At 72.4% G+C, this 18775-nt stretch carries 19 protein-coding genes; 10 read left to right on the forward strand and 9 right to left on the reverse strand.

Annotated elements, in window-relative coordinates; all coding sequences use genetic code 11:
- Positions 1–15: 15 nt before the first annotated feature.
- Together AC1DZC_RS09975 and AC1DZC_RS09980 are read right to left on the reverse strand one after the other, a co-directional pair.
- Positions 16–1224 carry an MFS transporter gene (locus AC1DZC_RS09975; protein ID WP_477043135.1) on the reverse strand — a complete coding sequence of 403 codons (1209 nt, stop codon included), beginning with the start codon at positions 1222–1224 and terminating at the stop codon, positions 16–18.
- Positions 1217–1975: a DeoR/GlpR family DNA-binding transcription regulator gene (locus tag AC1DZC_RS09980; protein WP_477037603.1), complete on the reverse strand. Its 759-nt coding sequence runs from the start codon at positions 1973–1975 to the stop codon at positions 1217–1219. The genes AC1DZC_RS09975 and AC1DZC_RS09980 overlap by 8 nt, the downstream gene beginning before the upstream one ends.
- Before the next feature lie 142 nt (positions 1976–2117).
- Between AC1DZC_RS09980 and AC1DZC_RS09985 the strand changes: the two genes are divergently transcribed.
- The 3 genes from AC1DZC_RS09985 to AC1DZC_RS09995 all read left to right on the forward strand — a co-directional run bounded on the left by AC1DZC_RS09985 (position 2118) and on the right by AC1DZC_RS09995 (position 5130).
- Positions 2118–3050 (forward strand): aldo/keto reductase, encoded by a 933-nt coding sequence (locus AC1DZC_RS09985; RefSeq protein ID WP_477043136.1) that lies wholly within the window; start codon positions 2118–2120, stop codon positions 3048–3050.
- A gap of 103 nt (positions 3051–3153) precedes the next feature.
- Entirely contained in the window at positions 3154–3303 is a 150-nt protein-coding gene (locus tag AC1DZC_RS09990; protein WP_477037601.1) for a hypothetical protein, read from the forward strand.
- A gap of 114 nt (positions 3304–3417) precedes the next feature.
- Positions 3418–5130, forward strand: coding sequence for a glycosyltransferase family 2 protein (locus AC1DZC_RS09995; protein WP_477043137.1), 1713 nt, complete (start codon positions 3418–3420; stop codon positions 5128–5130).
- Positions 5131–5143: 13 nt separating this feature from the next.
- On the opposite strand, the gene AC1DZC_RS10000 is transcribed toward AC1DZC_RS09995, so the two are convergent.
- A complete protein-coding gene (locus AC1DZC_RS10000) occupies positions 5144–5476 on the reverse strand; it encodes a PGPGW domain-containing protein (protein WP_477043138.1) in 333 nt (110 codons plus the stop codon).
- A gap of 206 nt (positions 5477–5682) precedes the next feature.
- Here AC1DZC_RS10000 and AC1DZC_RS10005 point away from each other — a divergent pair, with 206 nt between their 5' ends.
- The 5 genes from AC1DZC_RS10005 (at position 5683) to AC1DZC_RS10025 (ending at position 10210) form a co-directional block, all read left to right on the forward strand.
- Positions 5683–7509, forward strand: a complete 1827-nt coding sequence (locus AC1DZC_RS10005; RefSeq protein ID WP_477043139.1) for an HNH endonuclease signature motif containing protein — start codon at positions 5683–5685, stop codon at positions 7507–7509.
- Between the two features lie 281 nt (positions 7510–7790).
- Complete coding sequence (locus tag AC1DZC_RS10010) at positions 7791–8087, forward strand: DUF4287 domain-containing protein (protein ID WP_477037597.1); 297 nt, start codon at positions 7791–7793, stop codon at positions 8085–8087.
- 100 nt (positions 8088–8187) lie between these two features.
- Positions 8188–8796 carry a hypothetical protein gene (locus AC1DZC_RS10015; protein ID WP_477043140.1) on the forward strand — a complete coding sequence of 203 codons (609 nt, stop codon included), beginning with the start codon at positions 8188–8190 and terminating at the stop codon, positions 8794–8796.
- Positions 8797–8873: 77 nt separating this feature from the next.
- The gene (locus AC1DZC_RS10020) at positions 8874–9620 is read left to right on the forward strand and encodes a YcnI family copper-binding membrane protein (RefSeq protein WP_477037595.1); all 747 of its coding nucleotides are present in this window, start codon (positions 8874–8876) and stop codon (positions 9618–9620) included.
- 23 nt (positions 9621–9643) lie between these two features.
- Positions 9644–10210, forward strand: coding sequence for a copper resistance CopC family protein (locus AC1DZC_RS10025; RefSeq protein WP_477043141.1), 567 nt, complete (start codon positions 9644–9646; stop codon positions 10208–10210).
- Here AC1DZC_RS10025 and AC1DZC_RS10030 read toward each other — a convergent pair.
- Positions 10207–10599, reverse strand: coding sequence for an META domain-containing protein (locus AC1DZC_RS10030; RefSeq protein ID WP_477043142.1), 393 nt, complete (start codon positions 10597–10599; stop codon positions 10207–10209). The two genes, AC1DZC_RS10025 and AC1DZC_RS10030, sit on opposite strands and share 4 nt — an antisense overlap.
- Before the next feature lie 51 nt (positions 10600–10650).
- Between AC1DZC_RS10030 and AC1DZC_RS10035 the strand changes: the two genes are divergently transcribed.
- On the forward strand, positions 10651–12426 hold the full coding sequence (locus AC1DZC_RS10035) for an SLC13 family permease (RefSeq protein WP_477043143.1): 1776 nt from the start codon (positions 10651–10653) through the stop codon (positions 12424–12426).
- Positions 12427–12429: 3 nt separating this feature from the next.
- Here the strand turns inward: AC1DZC_RS10035 and AC1DZC_RS10040 are convergent, their stop codons facing one another.
- From AC1DZC_RS10040 to AC1DZC_RS10060, 5 genes are all read right to left on the reverse strand, one after another.
- A complete protein-coding gene (locus AC1DZC_RS10040; RefSeq protein ID WP_477043144.1) occupies positions 12430–14016 on the reverse strand; it encodes an AbgT family transporter in 1587 nt (528 codons plus the stop codon).
- Between the two features lie 56 nt (positions 14017–14072).
- Complete coding sequence (locus AC1DZC_RS10045; RefSeq protein ID WP_477043145.1) at positions 14073–14963, reverse strand: CAP domain-containing protein; 891 nt, start codon at positions 14961–14963, stop codon at positions 14073–14075.
- A 62-nt stretch (positions 14964–15025) separates the two neighbouring features.
- Positions 15026–15898, reverse strand: coding sequence for a CAP domain-containing protein (locus AC1DZC_RS10050; protein WP_477043146.1), 873 nt, complete (start codon positions 15896–15898; stop codon positions 15026–15028).
- A 72-nt stretch (positions 15899–15970) separates the two neighbouring features.
- A complete protein-coding gene (glsA, locus tag AC1DZC_RS10055) occupies positions 15971–16975 on the reverse strand; it encodes a glutaminase A (RefSeq protein WP_477043147.1) in 1005 nt (334 codons plus the stop codon).
- Between the two features lie 19 nt (positions 16976–16994).
- Positions 16995–17828, reverse strand: coding sequence for an alpha/beta fold hydrolase (locus tag AC1DZC_RS10060; RefSeq protein WP_477043148.1), 834 nt, complete (start codon positions 17826–17828; stop codon positions 16995–16997).
- A gap of 83 nt (positions 17829–17911) precedes the next feature.
- Here AC1DZC_RS10060 and AC1DZC_RS10065 point away from each other — a divergent pair, with 83 nt between their 5' ends.
- Positions 17912–18772 (forward strand): DNA-3-methyladenine glycosylase family protein, encoded by an 861-nt coding sequence (locus AC1DZC_RS10065; protein WP_477043149.1) that lies wholly within the window; start codon positions 17912–17914, stop codon positions 18770–18772.
- Positions 18773–18775 lie beyond the last annotated feature (3 nt).

An 18775-nucleotide genomic window follows, 5' to 3' on the forward strand; every position in this document is an offset into this window, starting at 1 on the left:
GTACCCCGTGAACGATCAGACCCGGTCGAGGGTTTCCTCGCGCTCGGGCACGCGGCGTCCGTCGAGCACCTGCGACGCCGCGACGACGACCAGACCGGCGAGGGGCACGACGAGGAGGCCGACCCGCAACGAGGTCTCGTCGGCGATCAGGCCGACGACGGGCGGCGAGAGCAAGAACCCGACGCGCATGAGCCAGCCGAGGACGGCCAGACCCGTGCCGGCGCGCAGGCCCGGCAGGCTGTCGGCGCCGTGCATGGCCGACGGGACGAGGGTCGCGATGCCGAAGCCGGCGGCCGCGAAGCCCGCGATCGTGCCGGGGACCGTCGGGACGGCGAGCGCGAGGCCCATGCCCACCGCGACGAGCGCGCCGCCGGAGCGGGCCATCGCGCGGTGCCCGAACCGGTCGACCATGCGGTCGCCGATGGTGCGGCCGACGAACTGCGCACCGGTGAGCGCGACGAAACCGAGAGCGGCGATCGACAAGGGCGCGCCGAGCGAGCCCGAGAGGTAGACGGCACCCCAGGTGCTGCCGGAGTCCTCGACGATCGAGCCCGCGGCGGCGATCAGGACGAGAGCGGCCATGGTGCCGACGAGCGCCGGCGACCACACGCTGCGGTTCGTGCGGGCCTCGTCGGACGCCGGCCGATCGTCCTCGTCGTGACCCGGGAGCAGGAACCGGTACGCGGACAGCGCGACGACCGCGAACACGACCGCGGAGATGCCGAGGTGCAGCCCTCGGGCCATGCCCGTCGCGACCGCGGCCGCACCCATCAGGCCGCCGGTCACGGCGCCGATGCTCCAGACCGCGTGGAAGGAGTTGAGGATCGATCGGCCGTAGCGGCGCTGGACGCGCAGGCCGTGCGCGTTCTGGGCGACGTCGGTGATCGCGTCCATCGAACCGGCCAGCAGGAGTCCGAGCGCGAGGAGCGCCCACGTGCCCGAGACGCCGGCCAGAAGCACGCCGAACGCGGTCAGGACCGTGCCGACGACGGCCACGCGCGACGAGCGGAAGCGTCGGATCAGGACGCCTGCGGCGAGGCCCGCCAGGAGCGCACCGACCGGGAACGCGGCGATCGCGAGCCCGTACTGGGCGTTGCTCAGGCCGAGGTCCTCCTTGATGGCGGGGTACTCGGGGAAGAGGTTGGCGAAGACGGCGCCGTTGGTGAAGAACAGGACGGCGACGGCGACGCGGGCGTTCTTGAGGGTCGTGACCTGCTCAGGCAACGTGCACCTCGATCCCCGCGCGGCGGAGCTCGTCGAGGGTGTCCTGCGGGGTCTCGTCGTCGGTGACCAGCACGTCGAACTCGGTCAGCGGGCACACGACCGCCAGGGCGGTGCGGACGAACTTGGCGGCCTCGCCGACCAGGATCGTGCGGCGGGCGCTGGCCATCGCGGCGCGCTTGGTGGCGGCCTCGACGTCGTCGTACGCGGTGACGCCGTCGGCCATCGACAGGCCGCAGCAGCTGATGATCGCGGTGTCGACGCGCAGCGCCCGCAGGGACGCCTCCGTCATGGGGCCGACGAGGGAGCCCTCGCCGAACCGCGACGTGCCGCCGGGGACCTTGAGCGTGGTCTCGGGGCTCGCGGACAGGACGTGCGCGGCGGGCAGCGAGAGCGGGACGACCGTGAGGCGCCGGTTCACCAGCCGGCGCGCGAGCGCCAGGCCCGTGGTGCCGCTGTCGAGGATGACGGCCTCACCGTCGCTGATCATCCCGGCGACGGCGGCGGCGATGGCCTCCTTGGCCGTGGACGACTCGACCTCCCGCAGCGCGAACGGCAGCTCCTCGCCGCGCAGCAGCAGGCTGACCGCGCCGCCGTGCACCCGGCGCAGGGCGCCCGCGGCCGCGAGGGCGTCGAGGTCACGGCGCACGGTGACCTCCGAGGTGTCGAGCTCGAGGGCCAGGTCGGCGACGTCGAGCCGCTCGGTCTCGCGGAGGCGCTGCACGATCAGGTGCTGGCGGGAGGGGCTGTCCATGGCGTTAAACATACGTGCTGTGGTTACGAACGCAAGTTTCATGTGATCGTTTGCCGTGAGATCCAGGTCCTCGGCGACCCACCGACCGCCTGAGGGGATTAGTCTCGACGGTGGACTAAACCACCGAGAGGACCACACCGCTGTGAAGACCTTCACCCTGCCCGGCACCGACATGGTCGTCCCCAACGTCGTGCTCGGCCTCATGCGCATCCAGGACAAGACCGACGACGAGGTCCGCGAGCTGGTGTCCGCGGCGCGCGACTCCGGGATCGCGTTCCTCGACCACGCCGACGTCTACGGGTCCCCGCTGCACGGCTGCGAGCGCCGGTTCGCCGAGGCGCTGCGCCTCACGCCCGCGGACCGCGCCGAGCTGATCCTGCAGACGAAGGCCGGCATCGTGCCCAGCGGTCCGTACTTCGACTTCTCCTACGAGCACCTGATCGAGTCGGTGGACGGCTCGCTCGCGGCGCTGGACACGGACTACATCGACATCCTGCTGCTGCACCGCCCGGACGCCCTCGTCGAGCCCGAGGAGGTCGCCCGCGCGTTCGACGAGCTGCACGCCGCCGGCAAGGTGCGCGCGTTCGGCGTCTCCAACCAGACGCCGGGGCAGATCGAGCTGCTCCGTCGCTACGTGAAGCAGCCGCTCGTGGCCAACCAGCTCCAGCTGTCGATCACCCATGCGCCGATCGTCGCGCAGGGAGTCTCGTCGAACATGCTCGACGAGGACCAGTCGATCTCCCGCGACAGCGGCATCGTCGACTACTGCCGCCTGCACGACATCACCATCCAGGCGTGGTCTCCGTTCCAGGCCGGCTTCTTCACGGGCGTCTTCCTCGACAACCCGGAGTACCCCGAGCTCAACGCGGTCATCAACCGTCTGGCGTCGGAGTACGACGTGCCGCCGATCGCCATCGCGACGGCCTGGATCACCCGGCACCCCGCGCAGATGCAGGTGGTCCTGGGCACGACGAGCCCCGACCGGGTGCGCGGTGCGGCCCTCGGCTCCGAGATCCCGCTGACCCGTGCCCAGTGGTACGAGCTCTTCCGCGCCGCGGGGCACATCGTCCCCTGACGCTCGTCGCGACCTCGCCCGGGTCAGCCGCTGGCACGGCCCGGGCGAGCGTCGCCCGCGCCCGCTGTACGGTGGCGCTCCCCGCTACCTCCGAGGAGAAGACATGCCGGTCTGGCTCATCATCGCGCTGATCGGCGTCGGCCTGGCCGCGCTCGGGTTCGCGGGTCTGGGCAGCCTGCTCATCTGGGTCGGGGTGTTCATCGTGCTCGGCGGACTGGGCGTCGCCATCCTCAGCTGGCGCCAGAACCGGTAGTCCGCGCGCCGCCGAGCCGGCAGCGACCGGCGTGCCAGACTCCCTGGTCAGAGCCTGCATCTGGCCGGCCGCGAGTTGCCGGCCGCACGCCGCCGGCGGACAGGGAGCGCCGCGATGGGCGAACCGGTCACGTGGCAGAGCAGGGCGGCACGGCTCGGCGGGGTCGCCGTCGGGCTGAGCCTGCTGGCGCTCGCCCTGCTCGGGATCGCGATCTGGCTGATCGCCACCGACCGACCTCCGCTCCTGTCGAACGACGCCGGGGTCGTGATCCTGCCGGTCGACGTGGCGCTGCGCGCGCCGCGGACCTCGATCGTGCTGGCCGTCGCGCTCGCGGTGGTGGCGTTCTTCGTCGGCATGGTGGCGCTGCACGCCGCGGGTGCGATCCGCGTCCTGTCCCGCGGTCGACGCATCACGGATCCGCTGCCCGGCGAGTCGGCACGGATGGCGCGCCTGGTCCTGGGACCGGTTGCGGTGCGGACGCTCGAGCTCGACGCGCCGCCGGAGTGGCCGCTCACCGCGCTGCCGCCGGAGAGCAGCTCGCCGACGACCGTGCGCTGCACCGTCCTCATCCCGGCGCACGACGAGGAGGCCATCCTCAAGCTCACGCTGGACTCGTTGCACGGTCAGGTCCGACGACCCGACCGCATCCTCGTGATCGCGGACAACTGCACCGACGGGACGGTCGCCATCGCCCACGCGTCCGGGGTGGAGGTCTACGAGACCGTCGGCAACGTCGAGCACAAGGCTGGTGCGCTCAACCAGGTCCTGGCCCGGCTGCTCCCGGAGTCGAGCGTCGAGGACGTCGTCCTCGTCATGGACGCGGACTCGACGATCACGCCTGACTTCCTCGAGGTCGCGCTCGGGCTTCTCGACGAGGACCCGGACCTCATGGCCATCGGCGGCCTCTTCTCGGGCGAGGACGGTGCGCGGGTCCTGGGCCAGCTCCAGCGCAACGAGTTCACGCGCTACCAGCGGGTGCTCGGTCGTCGCGAAGGGCGCTTGTTCGTCCTCACCGGCACGGCGTCGGTGTTCCGCGCGTACGCCCTGCGCGCGGTCGCCGAGGCCCGGGGATCGCTCATCCCGGGTCGCTGGGGTGAGGTCTACGACGCCGTGGCCATGACCGAGGACAACGAGCTGACCCTGGCGCTGAAGTCGCTGGGCGCCGGCATGATCTCCCCCGCCCGCTGCCGGGTGACCACGGAGGTCATGGGTACCTGGCGCGACCTGTTCCGCCAGCGCCTGCGCTGGATGCGGGGGGCGCTGGAGAACGTCAGCGCGTACGGCTTCACGCGCACCACCTCGCGCTACTGGGGCCAGCAGCTCGCGCTCGCGTACGGCGTCGTCGCGCTGAACTCGTACCTGCTCCTGATGGCGATCGGGATCCTCGCCGCCGACAGCTTCGTGTGGTCGGGGTTCTGGCTCGCGATCGGTGCGATCTTCCTGCTCGAGCGCGTGGTCACGGCGTGGGCGGCGGGATGGCGCGGACGGCTCGTCGCCTTCCCGCTCCTCATCGAGCTCGCGTACTCGCTGTTCCTGCAGTCGACGTTCGTGTCGGCGATCTGGCAGATCCTCACGCGCCGCAAGGCGGGCTGGAACTACGTGCCCCGCCCGGCGCTCGCGGTGCTGCCGCTGCCCGTCCTGGCGCTCCCGCTGCTCCCCCACGTGGTGCCGGCGAACCTGCTGCCGTCCTCCGTGCTCGAGTCGTCGTTCGTAGAGGCGCTCAGCGTGTTCGTCGGCATCAACACACTGTTCTTCGCGGTGCTCGCCCTGTTCCAGATGGCGCCGCCGCTCCGCAAGACGTACCACCGCCTGCGCTCGGGCCTCTAGCCGACCCTTCTGGTCAGCGCTTGCGCTTGACGGCGGCCCTGCCCTTGTCGAGGCCGGCTTTCGCGGTGGCCTTCGTCCGCTCGAGGATCCGACGAGCCCACACGAACTCCGACGCGAGCACGGCGAGCCCGGCCAGGATCACGAGGAACCCGGGCCCGGGCAGGACGAGCATCGCGAGACCGGCCAGGACGAGCACCCCGCCGAACCCCGCGACGACGACCACCCGCACGGGGTGCGGGAGCCGGTGCAAGGTGCGCTGGACCGCGGCGAACCGAGCCTCGGTGGCCTCGGTGGCCTCGGTCGCCTCGGTCCGCTCCGGATCGTCGATCTCGTCGGTCGCGCTCATGCCGATGCCTGCGTCGGTCGGGTCATTCCGGTCTCCCCTGGCGTCGGATGAGCAGGGAGCGTCTCACGACGATCACGAAGCCGCCACGTGCGCCCCGACGGTTCGACCATCTGCCTGTGGAGGACCGCGGCGGGGTGTCGGTGGTCGCTCGTACACTTGTTCGAACGGCCGGTGCGGTCGGGTCAGTTCGATCGGGGGTGGCGACGATGACGACGACCTTCGATGCGCCCGCCCCGGACCCGGCCACGGACCTGCGGCCGGCGTCTGGTGGCTGCTCGTGCGCGTGTTCGTGCGGTGCGGCAGTCGACGTCCCGGACCAGGACTCCGTGGTCCGCGCGTCGTCGCCGGAGTTCGGAGGCTCCGGCGACGCGGTTGGTCGGTTCGCGCCGTGGCGGGACTCGGTGTTCCCCTCGTTCCCGGTGTCGGCGAGCCCGGCGGAGCTGGTGGCGCTGCTGGGTGCGGTGGATCCGGCGGACGTCTCGGACGGGGACCTTGTCAACGGGGTCGCGGGGTGGCAGCAGGCGCTGTGCGCGGTGCAGGCCGCGCAGGCGATGTGGTTGGCCGAGCTCGGGGCACGCGCGTCGGTGCCGGACGAGTGGATCGCGGACCAGGTCGCGGCGGAGCTGGCGATGACACGGCGCGCGGCGCAGGACCTGGTCGTGCGGGCGTGCCTGGTCGGTGCACGGCCGGCGCTGCGCCAGGCGTGGGCCGCGGGGCGGGTGGACGCGCGCAAGGTGGACGTGATCCTCAAGGAGACCGCCTACCTCAATGAGGACGCCGCCACGGTGGAACCGGTCGTGATCGCAGACGCGGTCGAGCGAGCGGCGACCCTGACCGGTCCGCAGCTGGTCCAGCACGTGCGCAAGCAGGTCCTGCTCGCCGACGCGACCGCGGCCGAACGGCGCCGGGTCAGGTCGGTCGAGGACCGGTGCGTGTCGTTGACGCCGTCGGTGGACGGGGTCGCCTGGGTCAGTGCGTTGTTGCCAGCGCAGGACGCCGTGATGGTGTTCACCGCGGTCGACGCGCTGGCGCGCACGACCCGGGCGCGTGGGGATCGACGCACAGCGGATCAGCGGCGCGCGGACGCGTTCACCGACGTGTTCGTGGGCATCCTGGAGCGGCAGGAGACCCCGGACGGAACCCCGGTGCCACGTCGGCACGGTCAGGCCGTCTCCATCAACGTGACCGTCGCCGCGTCCACGCTGCTCGGTGTGGACGAGGACCCGGGGTGGTTGGACTCCTACGGCCCGATCACCGCACCGTTGGCCCGTCAGCTCGCCCAGGACGGGACCTGGCGCCGGGTGCTGACCGATCCGGCCACGGGTCTGGTGTGCGAGACCGGGTCGGTGTCCTACAAGCCCGGCATCGACGTGACCCGCACGGTCCTGGCCCGCGATGTCACCTGCACGTTCCCTGGCTGCCGCCAGCCCGCGGTCCGTTGCGACCTGGACCACCGCGCGCCGTTCGACCCGGCCAAGCCGGCGCACGGGCAGACGTGCGTGGAGAACCTGCACGCTCTGTGCCGCCACCACCACCGGGCCAAGACGGCGAAACGGTGGACCGTCACCTACGAGCGGTCCACCGGCATCACGATCTGGACGTCCTGGCTCGGGTTCACCTACTACCGCCAGCCCAGCCGTACGTTGACCGACCCCACCAGCCTCGCAACCCTCGCTGCCCGTCTCCACGAACAGCGACCGGGCCAACCTCCGCCAGGCGAGCCGCCACAAGCACAAGCACCCGCGCATCCGCCCGACCAGCCGCCCTCCGGGGACCCGCCACGAGCGCAAACGCCCGCGCATCCGCCCGACCAGCCGCCCTCCGGGGACCCGCCGCGAGCGCAAACGCCCGCGCATCCGCCCGACCAGCCGCCCTCCGGGGACCCGCCACGAGCGCGAACGCCCGCGCATCCGCCCGACGAACCGCCCTCCGGGATCCCGCAGATCGGTGCGCCAGGAGTCGGCGAAGCGCGGCCGGTCGAGTCGCCGCGGCCCTCCGCCGACGGTCGCGCCGACTACCCCCCACCGTTTTGACGTCGGGCCACCCGCGGTGCACCTCAGGAGCGTTCGTCGCTCGTGGGATCGGGAACCCGGCTTTGCCCGACAGGCCGCTGGTCGGCGTGCAGACCGTCGCGCCGACGACCCACCCTTCTGACTCGACCCCGTCTCCGCTCTCCCATGGTCGCCAGGGCGCTGGCAGACTCCGTCGGGAAGGCAACCGTGCGACCGGCGCGTGTGGTTCCGGCCCGATCTGCCCGCCGTCGAGGTTCGAACGGCGGCGAGCGCCGTGCGCGGACCGGCGAGGAGGAGAGTGCATGTCGTTCCAGGCGTACCTCGACAACATCGAGGAGAAGACCGGGCTGACCCCGCGCCAGATCGTCGACCTCGGCAAGGAGCGGGGCTACGACGACCCCTCCGTCAAGGCCGGCGTGATCGTCGACTGGCTCAAGGAGGACTACGACCTGGGCCGCGGGCACGCGATGGCGATCGTGCACGTGATCAAGAAGGGCCCGGCGATCAGCACCAAGCACGTCGGCACGGACGGGGTCCACCGAGACGAGTCCGAAGAGCTGTGGCTCGACGGCAAGGCGACGAACCCCGCGAACGCCTAGAGGAGCGGGGAGCACCCCGCGCCGGCCGGAAGCCTCGCGAGCCGTGACGCCGTCGGAGCGCGGGTGCCGTCCGGGCGTGGCCGCCGGTACCGTTGCGCCCGTGCCTGCACCCGCGACCGGACCCGCGCGCCTCGCGCGTGCGTTCGTCGTCGCGATGAGCACCCTCTGCCTCGCGCTCGGTGCGCACGTGCTCGGCGGCGGCCAGATCCCGCGGACCATCGTGCTGGTGCCTCTTGCCGCGGTCGTGCTCGCCGCGGCGCTGCCCGTCGCCGGCCGACGGATCGGCGCTCCGGCCGCAGTCGCGGTGCTGGGCGTCGGCCAGCTCGGGCTCCACCAGGCGTTCGGTGCCATGAGCGACATGGGCTGCGCGCCGACGGGCGAGATGGCAGGGCACGCGCACGCGGTGCAGATCGCCTGCACGGCATCCCCCGAGCACATGGGCAGCACTGGTGGCACCGCGATGTTCGTCCTGCACGTCGTCGCGACCCTGGTCACGGCACTGCTGATCGCGGGAACCGACCGCACGCTGACCTGGATCGCCACCTGGCTGAGCCCGCTGGTCGCGCTGCTGGCCCCGGTCACGCTGCCCGCGTCCGCAGTCCTGCCGGTCTCCATCGAGACCCCTCGGGTCGCCGGCCGGTGCGACGTCGGTGTCGTCCCTCTGCGCGGACCGCCGACGTCACGCGCGCACGTCACGCTGGCGGCCTGAGCTCCTCCGAGGCAGGTCGGCCCGGACGTGCGCGTCCGCACACCCTCGTCGACCAGCCCTGCCACAGGAGTCCCCTCATGTCCTCGATCCACCGCCGCACCCGCGTCGCCGCGGTCGCAGTCACCAGCCTCGCGCTCGTCACGCTCCCGGCCGCCGCGGCCTCGGCGCACGTCCACATCGACCCGGCAACGACGACCGCGGGCGGCTTCACCGTCCTGACCGTCCGGGTCCCCAACGAGTCGTCGACCGCCGCGACCAGCAAGGTCGTCGTCGACCTCCCCACCGACCACCCGCTGCTGTCGGTGATGACCCAGCCGGTCCCGGGCTGGACAGCGACCGTCACCACGGCACCGCTGCCCGAGCCCGTCGACTTCTTCGGCACCACGCTCACGGAGGCGCCGGCGACCGTGACCTGGACCGCGGACCCCGGCAGCGAGATCGCCGACGGCCAGTTCCAGCAGTTCCCCCTCTCGGTCGGCCCGCTTCCCGACGAGGGCACCGAGCTGGTCCTGCCCACGCACCAGACGTACACCGACGGCACGGTGGTGGACTGGGCCGACCCGACGCCGGACAGCGGCGAGGAGCCCGAGCACCCCGCACCCGAGTTCACGACGACGGCCGCGGAGGCCGAGGGCCACGGCCAGACAGCGGAGCCCGGTGCCGAGCCCAGCGTCGAGCCCAGTGCCGAGCCGGTGGCCGCCGACGACGCAGACGGTGCCGAGCCCGACACCCTCGCGCGGACGCTCGGGCTGGTCGGCGTCGTCCTCGGCGCCGGTGCCCTGGTCGTCGCGCTCGTGTCGCGCCGTCGTCGGGTGGACGCCTGATGTCGGCCGGGTCGGTGCGGGCGATGCGCACGATCACGATCGCCCTCGTCGGTCTGGTCACGGCCGGTCTGGGCCTGCTCGGCGCGACGGCCGCGCAGGCACACAACGTGCTGCGCAGCACCGACCCGGCCGACGGTTCCACCGTCGCGACGGCACCCGAGCAGGTCACGCTCACGTTCGACGAGCCCGCCCTGGCACTCGGCACCGAGATCGAGGTGCGCAGCCCGGACGGCACGCTGGTCAGCGACGGCGACCCGGTCCTCGTCGACTCGACGGTCACCGAGAAGCTGGCCGGCGAGCTGCCGGCGGGCGAGTACGCGGTGACGTGGCGGGTCACCTCGGTCGACGGCCACCCGATCACCGGGGAGTTCTCGTTCACGGCGTCCGCGGGCACGACGATCGGCGACGCACCGGCGTCGAGCCCGACCCCGTCCGCGGCCGACGAAGGTCCGGCCGACGAAGGTTCGGCCGACGGGTCCGGCGGGGGCAGCGGTGCCCCGGTGATCGCCGCGGTCGTCGTCGCGGCGGTCGTGATGTCGTGGCTGCTCTGGCGGCGCCGCCGACCGCGGGACGTGTCGGGCGACGCCTAGGAGGAGGTCCGCTGGAGCGATCCGACCGGCACGTTGTACTGGTCGATCAGCGTCAGGTGGTCGTCGTTGACCAGTCCGGCGACCGACGTCGAGAGCCACGCGTCGACCTCGGGGCAGTACATCCTCGTCGTCGCCCAGGACGAGAAGCTGACCCCGGTCTCGGACACCTTCCACGAGCCGGTGACCCGGTTGCAGCCGTCGGACCCGGACGCGGTGCCGTCGGCGGCCAGGTCGAGGTAGGCCTGGCCCTCGGTCGTCGACGCGCCCCACGTGCCGGTCGGGTCGTCGACGGGCGGGGCCGACGACGGCGACGCTGTGCACGCCGCGAGCAGGGGGGCGAGCACGACAAGCCCCGCCAGCCCGGCGAGGGAGGCGACGCGTCGGCTCATATCGGGCACGCTAGCACCGGGCCGGAAGGGCCCTCGGAGGGAAGGACGGGGATGTCCGACGCGACCGTGAGCCTGCTGGTCCTGGCGGGCTGCGTCGGGCTGTTCGTCTGGAACCGGCTGTCGGTGGGCGTGGTCGCCATCCTCACGGCCCTGACCCTCTACGCGACCGGCCTGATCGACGCGACGCAGGCGGTCGCGGGGTTCGGGGACCCGGTCGTCATCTTCATCGCGAGCCTGTTCGTGCTCAGCGAGGGGCTCGAGTCCTCGGGCGTCACGGCCTGGGCCGGGCAGCAGCTGATCGCGCGCGCCGGGACGGGTCGCGCCAGGCTCCTGGTCGCTCTGATGGGACTGTCCGCGCTGATGGCGGCGCTCGTCACCCCGAACGGCGCGGCCGCGGCGCTCCTGCCGGTCGTCGTGCTCGCCGCCCGGCGCGCCGGCCGGTCCACGTCCCAGATGCTCATGCCTCTCGCGTTCGCCGCGAGCGCGGGCGCGCTGCTCGTCCTGTCCGGCAGCACCGTCAACGTCATCGTGTCCGACGCCCTGCTCGAGGCGACCGGCCAGACGTTCGGCTTCTTCGAGTTCGGCCTGATCGGCCTGCCGCTCGTCCTGGTGACGGTCGCGGTGTCGGTGCTCGTCGGAAAGCCCCTCCTCCCGGACCGCACGCCCACGTCGCTGCCCGCCGACTTTTCCGGCCACCTCGACAGCCTGGTCGAGCACTACCGGCTGGACCAGGGCTTCTTCCGCCTGCGGGTCACGGCCTCGTCGGCCGTCCCGCGGGACCTGCCGGCCGACGTGGTGCTCATCGGGATCCAGAAGGAGAACGGGGAACTTGCCGACGAGGGGCACGTGGCGGTGCACGGTGACGTCCTGGTCGCGACGGGGGACGGCACGACGGCGTTCGCCGAGGCGCACGGGCTGAGCATCGCCTCGAAGCCGCTGACGCGCAGCACCCGGGAGGCCCTGCTCGGTCGTGAGGTCGGCGTCGCCGAGCTCGTCGTGCCGCCGCGGTCGAGGATCATCGGCGAGGTCGTGTTCCCCGGCGCGGTCCGGTCGGGCGTGACGATCCTCGCGGTCCGGCGCCTGGGCAGGGACCGGTTCCCGGAGCGCACGACTCTGGCCGAGGGGGACGCGCTGCTGGTGCACGGCACGTGGCCCGCGGTCGAGGCGCTCGCGGACGACCAGGACGTGCTGCTCGTCGACAGCCCGGAGATGGTGCGCCGGCAGACGGTCGCGTTCGGGCCGCTCGCCTGGCGGGCGGTCGCCGTGCTGACGGGGACCGTGGTCCTGCTGGCCACCGGCGTGGTCCCGCCCGCGATCGCCGGGCTGATCGGCGCGACGGCCATGGTCGTGCTCGGCGTGGTGAACGTCCCGCAGGCCTACCGCGCGGTCTCCTGGCAGACCGTCGTGCTCGTCGGCGGGCTGATCCCGCTGAGCGTCGCGATCGCGTCGAGCGGGGCGGCTGACCTCGTCGCGGGCTGGCTCCTGGACCTCGTCGGCGACGGCGACCCGCGGCTGGTGCTGGCGGCACTCTTCGTCGTGACTCTGCTGCTCGGGCAGGTGGTGAGCAACACCGCGACGGTGCTGATCATCGCCCCGATCGCCCTGGCGGTGGCTGGGGAGGCGGGCCTCGCGCTGCCGCCCGTCCTCATGCTCGTCGCGGTCGCCGGCGCGGCCTCGTTCCTCACCCCGATCGCCACGCCCGCCAACATGATCGTGATGACGCCCGGCGGGTACACGTTCGCGTCGTACTGGAAGCTCGGGCTCGCGACGACGGCCGCGTGGTTCGTCGTCGGCGTCGGGCTGATCCCGGTGATCTGGCCGGTCTGAGCCTCAGTTGAGGTAGATCGACGCCCCGGGGCCGAGCGGGATGCCGAGCAGGTACCAGACCACGAGGAGCGCGGTCCACGAGACCAGGAGCACCACGGTGTACGGGAGCATCAACGAGATCACCGACCCCACGCCCACCTTGCGCCGGTACCGCTCAGCGAAGATGACGATGAGCGCGAAGTACGGCATCAGCGGCGTGGCCACGTTCACGGGCGAGTCGCCGACGCGGTAGGCAGCCATAGCGAGGTCAGGCGAGATGCCGAGCTGGATGAACAGCGGCACGAACACCGGCGCGAAGATGGCCCACTTGGGCACCACGCCGCCGATGAAGATGTCGATGATCGCCGTCACCGCGATGAGCCCGACGATCAGCCAGACGGTGCTCAGGTTCGCGTTCTCGAGGGTGTCCGCCATGTTCACCGCGGCGATGGTGCCGAGGTTCGAGTAGTTGAAGTAGGCGATGAACTGGCTGATCACGAGCAGCAGGAAGATCAGCCCGGACAGCCCGGCGATCGTCTTGGTCATCGGGTTGATCACGTCCATCGAGCCCTTGATCGTCCCGGCCCCACGGCCGTAGCAGAGCCCCATCACGAAGAAGTAGACGAGGATCAGGAAGATGATCGAGTTCAGGAACGGGCTGTTCTCGATCAGGCTGCCGGTCTCCGGGTTCCGCAGCACCGCGTTCGGCGGGAGCGTCAGGGCGAGGACGACGACCGTGACGCCGACGAACCCCCAGAACGCCCATCGCAGGCCGTTGCGCTCCTCGGGGCTGAGCTCGCCGGAGGGTGCCTCGGTCTCCGCAGTCTCGGGGCCCTCGCTCGGGTGGTACGGACCCAGGCGCGGCTCCACGAACTTCTCCGTGAGCAGGGTCGCGACGATCGTGACGAGCAGCGTCGAGGCGATCGAGAAGTAGAGGTTGCCGGTGATCGCCACGTGGTGCGCGGGGTCGGCGATCGCCTCGTTGGTGATCTGCGCGAGCATGCCGTCCACGGGCGTGATGAGCATGTTCACCGCGAACCCGCCGCCGACGCCCGCGAACGCCGCGGCGAGACCGGCCAGCGGGTGCCGGCCGAGCGAGTAGAACACGGCAGCCGACAGCGGGATCAGGACCAGGTAGCCGGCGTCGGTCGCGATCGAGGACAGGACGCCGAGCAGCACGATGATGAACGTGATCGCCCGCGGTGGCGTGACCTTGACCAGCCGCTTGATGAACGCCTGGATCAGGCCGACCTCCTCGGCCATCCCGACGCCGATCATCGCCACGAGGATCACGCCGACCACGCCGAACGAGTTGAAGTTCGACACCGGCGACGTGAAGACGAACCGCAGCCCGTCGGCGTCCAGCAGGCTCTGCGCCGCGACGGTGACGGTCTGCACGTCGTCGGCACCGAGCTGCGCCTGCTCGAACGTGACGCTGGAGCCGGCGGCCTGGAAGACCGCCGAGAGCACCATGATCAGCCCGATGAGGATCAGGAAGATGATCACGGGGTGCGGGACCTTGTTGCCCACGCGCTCGATCCAGTCGAGGACCTTCTGCAGCACCGAACGCGGTGCGACCTCGATGGCTGTGGGTTCCAGTGGCACCGACACGGGACGATCCCCTCACACGGTGGGCGGTTAGCCCGAACGTAGCGGACGAACCGGGCCTAGCCCGTGAACAGCTGCCCGCAGAGCTGACCCTTCGGGCCGAGCGTGCAGCCGACACCGATCTGGGTGTACGTCGCGTTCATGATGTTCTTGCGGTGGCCTTCGGAGCCCATCCAGCCGGCGACCGCCGCGGCGGCGTCCTTGTAGCCCAGGATCAGGTTCTCGCCCATCCCGTGCTGCATGCCGCAGGCCTGGACCACCGGGCCCAGGGGGTCGTGCTCGAACCGGTTCTCGGCGACCAGCACGGCCGTGCGCTTGTTCGACTGGTCCGTCAGGCACGGGCTGATCGTCAGCGGCGCCAGGCCGCCCTTGGCGCGCTCGATGTTGGTGAGCCGGACGATCTCATCGGTGAGCGACGTCTGCGGCGCCGCGGGCGGCGGGGGCGCGGGGGCGGCGGCAGGTGCGGGCGCGGGCGGTGCCGGGGCAGGTTTTGCCGGAGCAGGAGCCGGAGCCGGAGCCGAAGCAGGTGCTGGTGCGGGTGACGCGGCGGCCGCCTGGGCTGCGGCTGCTGCGGCGGCGTCCACGGCGGCCTGGGCGGCCGCCGCTGCTGCGGCTTCGGCGGCGGGGTCGAGCGTCGGTTCTGGCGTAGGGGTCGGGCTTGCCGACGGGGTTGCCGAGGGCGTCGGGTGCTTCGTCGCGGACGTTGCCTGGAGGTCGGCCTGGCCGGCCGCCTGCGCGTCGTCGGTCGAACCGGCCGGGTGGCCCCAGACGAGGGGGACGGTGATCAGCACGGCGCCGAGCGCGACGAGGCCGACGACGCGACCAGCGCCCAGGAGCAGCGACCGCGACCCCGAGAAGTGCTGGGGTCCGGGGCGTGCCGGAGGCCGCTGGTCGCTGCGACGGGCAGCCGCGCGCCCAGGCGGCTGTTCCGAGGGAGGGCTCTGCGGCATCCCGGCACCCTATCGGGTGAATTTCACCCACAGCAGTCCGCACCGGGACGTGTCAGAAGGCCCTAACCCGTGAAGATCTGCGAGCACACCTGGCCGCTCGGCCCGAGCGTGCAGCCGACCCCGACCCTCGCGAAGTCGGGGTTCAGGAGGCTCGAGCCCACCCAGCCCTGCACCATCGTCGCGGCGTCGCCCGTCCCGCGGCTGACGTTCTCCGCGATGCCGCCGCCGCCCGTCCCGCAGGCGGCGATCACCGGATCCAGGGACTCGCGCTCGAACCGGTCCTCGTACACGAGCACGGCCGTCCGGTAGTTCGCCTGGTCGGTGAGGCACTGGCTGTAGGCCAACGGCGGGACGCCCGCGTTGGCCCGCTCGGCGTTGGTGAGCGCGACGATGTCGTCGGTGAGCGCCGTCTGCGGAGGCGGCACGACGAGCGGCGGTTTCGGGGGCACCGCGGGCGGTGCGGGGTCCGCGGGCGGGGCAGCCGCCGGTGCGGGATCGCCCAGTGCGTCCGGAGGAGCTGCAGCGCCCGCGGTGGCCTTGACCTTGGCCTTCGCCGACCGCGTCGGTGTGGGGGTCGGCTTCGAGGTCGGTCCGACGACGGGCCCCTCGGCCTGCGGGACGGGCGGCGGCACGACGGCCGCGGTGGGCTCGTCGGACGCCCTCTCGGAGGGTGCCGGGGTCGCCATCGAGAAGCCCAGCTCGTCGGCGGTGGACTCGTCGTCGGGCGTGGTCGACGAGTCGGCCTGACTGCTCGGAGGCGGGTCCCGCTGCACCCACGCCAGCGGCACGGAGACGAGGGCGACGGCCAGCACGCACAGTCCCACGATCCGCGCGACGTACCAGAGGGTCGAGCCGGTGGTCCGGCTGTGCTGCGGCCCCGGCAGTGGTCCGGACGGGACATACGTCGGTCGCGGCAGGGGCGCCTGGCGCGCCACCGGTGCCGGTGTCTGCGGTTCGTCAGAAGGGGACGAAGGGGACATTCCGGATACGATATTGCCCTTTCGGGCCTAGAGGGAGCCCGTCCTGGGTTCTGGGCGGGACGCGAAGAGGTTCAGACCGAGGGCGGCCGAGAGGTACCGCGTCGCGAGCTGGCCCCGGACGCTGTTGCCCGCGGCGTCCAGGCGGGGCGAGAACGTGGCGAGCGATCCCTTGCCCGGCACGACGGTCACGATGCCGCCGGACACCCCGCTCTTGCCGGGCAGCCCGATGCTGAACAGCCACTCGCCGGACCGCTCGTACAGCCCGCTCGTCGCCAGCGCCGCGAGGACGTAGTGGCACACCGACGCGTCGACCACGCGTTCGCCGGTGACCGGGTTGACCCCGCCGTCGGCCAGCGTGGCGCCCATGACGGCCAGGTCCTCGGCGCAGACGCGCAGCGAGCACTGCCGCGTGTAGACGTCGGTGGCCTCGAGCGGGTCGTGGGTGATGCGGCCGTAGCTCTCCAGCAGTCGCGCGATCGCCTGGTTGCGACGGTTGTGCGCGGCCTCGGACGCGTACACCTCGTCGTCGAGCACGAGCGGTCGCCCGGCGAAGGCCGACAGCCCGGCCCGCACGAACGCCCACTTCTCCGCGGCCGTCTCGCCGGGGGTCAGGCTCGTCGTGGTGAGCGCACCGGCGTTGACCAGCGGGTTCATCGGGCTGCCGGCGTTCAGCTCCAGGGCCATCACCGAGTTGAACGGCAGGCCGGTGTTGTTCACGCCGACCTTCTCGAGCACCTTCTCGGGTCCGAGCGCGTCGCAGACGAGCGCGAAGACGAACGCCTTGGAGATCGACTGGATGGAGAACTCGTGCCGCGCGTCACCGACGCCGTGCGCCGCCCCAGTCACCGAGACCATGCTGAGGCCGAACAGCCCGGGGTCCGCCTGCGCGAGGGCGGGGATGTAGTCCGCCACCTCGCCCTCGTCGACGCCCGCGAACCGGTCGTGCGCCTCCTGCATGAGCTCCATCACCCGCTCGCGACCGGGCAGCGTGCCTGTGGACACCACGTCCGGGGGAATGTACTCGCTCGTCATGTGCCCATATCAGCACAGGTCAGCGCCCAGAACCGTCGATCAGCCAGTCCAGTGCTGCGGGCGCGCAGGCCAGCACCGAGACGTGCCCCTCCCCGGGCCGCAGCCAGAGGGTCGACGTCGGAAGGTGGTCGGCCAGCCACGCGCCGTGCGAGCTGGGCACCATCCGGTCGTCGAGGCCGTGGAAGAGGAGCACGGGCGGTCGCACCGTCGCCAGGTCGAAGCCCCAGGGGCCGACGAGCGCGAGGTCGTCCGCGATCATCCCGTCGGGCCCGGCGGCGCCGGCCGCGCCCGCGATCTTCCCGACCCAGGCCCAGTCGCCCTCGAGGGCGGCGTAGTCGGCGGCGGTGAACATGTCGGGGTCGAACTCGCCCGTCGCGAGCTGCGCCGCCAGCGCCTCGGGACCCTGCGCGGCGGCCGAGAGCTCCGCGCGTCCCGACGGGCCCATCCCGGCGAAGTAGTCGAGGCCCTCGGCGCCGTACGGTGCGGGCGACGAGCCGCTCACCGCGGCGACGACCCGGTCCGGCAGGAGAGCGGCGCAGGCGAGCGCGTGCGGTCCGCCGCCGGAGTGGCCCATGACCGCGAACCGGTCGAGGCCGAGCGCGTCGGCGACGGCCGCCGTGTCCGCGGCCACGCTCGCGATCGACCGGCCGGGATGCGGGCTCGAGCCGCCGTAGGACGGGCGGTCGTAGCCGATCCAGCGGATGCCGCGCTCGCGGGCCGCCTCGAACAGCGGCTCCGGCGGTTCGCCGGTGTTCGGCGTGCCCGCGTTCCAGAAGACGGCCAGCCGCTCGTCGGCGACCGGGACGTCGTACGCGTGCAGCGTCCGACCGTCCGGCAGCGTGACGTCCCTCATGCGGTCGAGCGTAGGCCGGGCTGGCGACGGTCGCCCCGTCAGTGACAGCTGCCTTGTCGGCGGTCGGGCCTAACGTCGGTGGCATGACGGTCGTCGAGGTGCCCGTGTCCGGCCGGTTCGACCTGGCCCAGACCATCGGGTTCGGGTTCGGGGGTCGCGACGGCGGCAGCGGGTCGGTGATGCGCCTGGCGTTCTGCCTGGACGGGTACTCCGAGCAGGTGGCCGCCGCGGTGACCCAGCCGTCGGCTCAGCTGCTCCACGTCGACGTGCTCGGCGACGCGGACCCGCAGCGCGTGGCCGACCACGTCGCGCGCGTGATCTCGGTGGACGTCGACGCCACGGGGTACGACGAGCTCGGCACCCGGGACCCGGTCGTCGGTGGGGCCCAGAGCAAGCGTCCCGGGCTACGTCCGCCGCTCTTCTACTCCGCGTACGAGGCCATGCTCTGGTCGGTGCTGTCCGCGCGGCGGCCGCAGCGGCAGATGGCCGCGGTGCGCGAGCAGCTCGCCCGGGCCCACGGCCGCAGGTTCACCGTCGCCGGTGAGGAGGTCGCGGCCGTCCCGCTGCCCGAGCAGCTGCTCGCGGTGCACGAGTTCGGACCGATCCCCGAGCTCAAGCTGCACCGCATGCACGCGATCGCCCGGGCCGCGCTCGACGGTCGGCTCGACACCGCGACCCTGCGCGCCCAGGACCCTGACGAGACGCGGGTTCAGCTGCAGGCGTTCGAGGGGATCGGGCCGTTCTACTCCGAGCTGGTCCTGGTCCGGTCGCTCGGCCACACCGACGTCCTGCCCGTGAACGAGCCGATGGTCCGGGGTGCGGTCGCCGCAGCGCTCGGCGAGGACGGTCCGCTCGAGCCCGACCGGCTGGCCGAGGTCGCCGAGGGGTGGCGGCCCTGGCGCACGTGGGTGGGGGTGGCGCTGCGGGCCACCGCGGGGATGTGAGGT

This window comes from Cellulomonas sp. P2_B4, assembly GCF_056404795.1.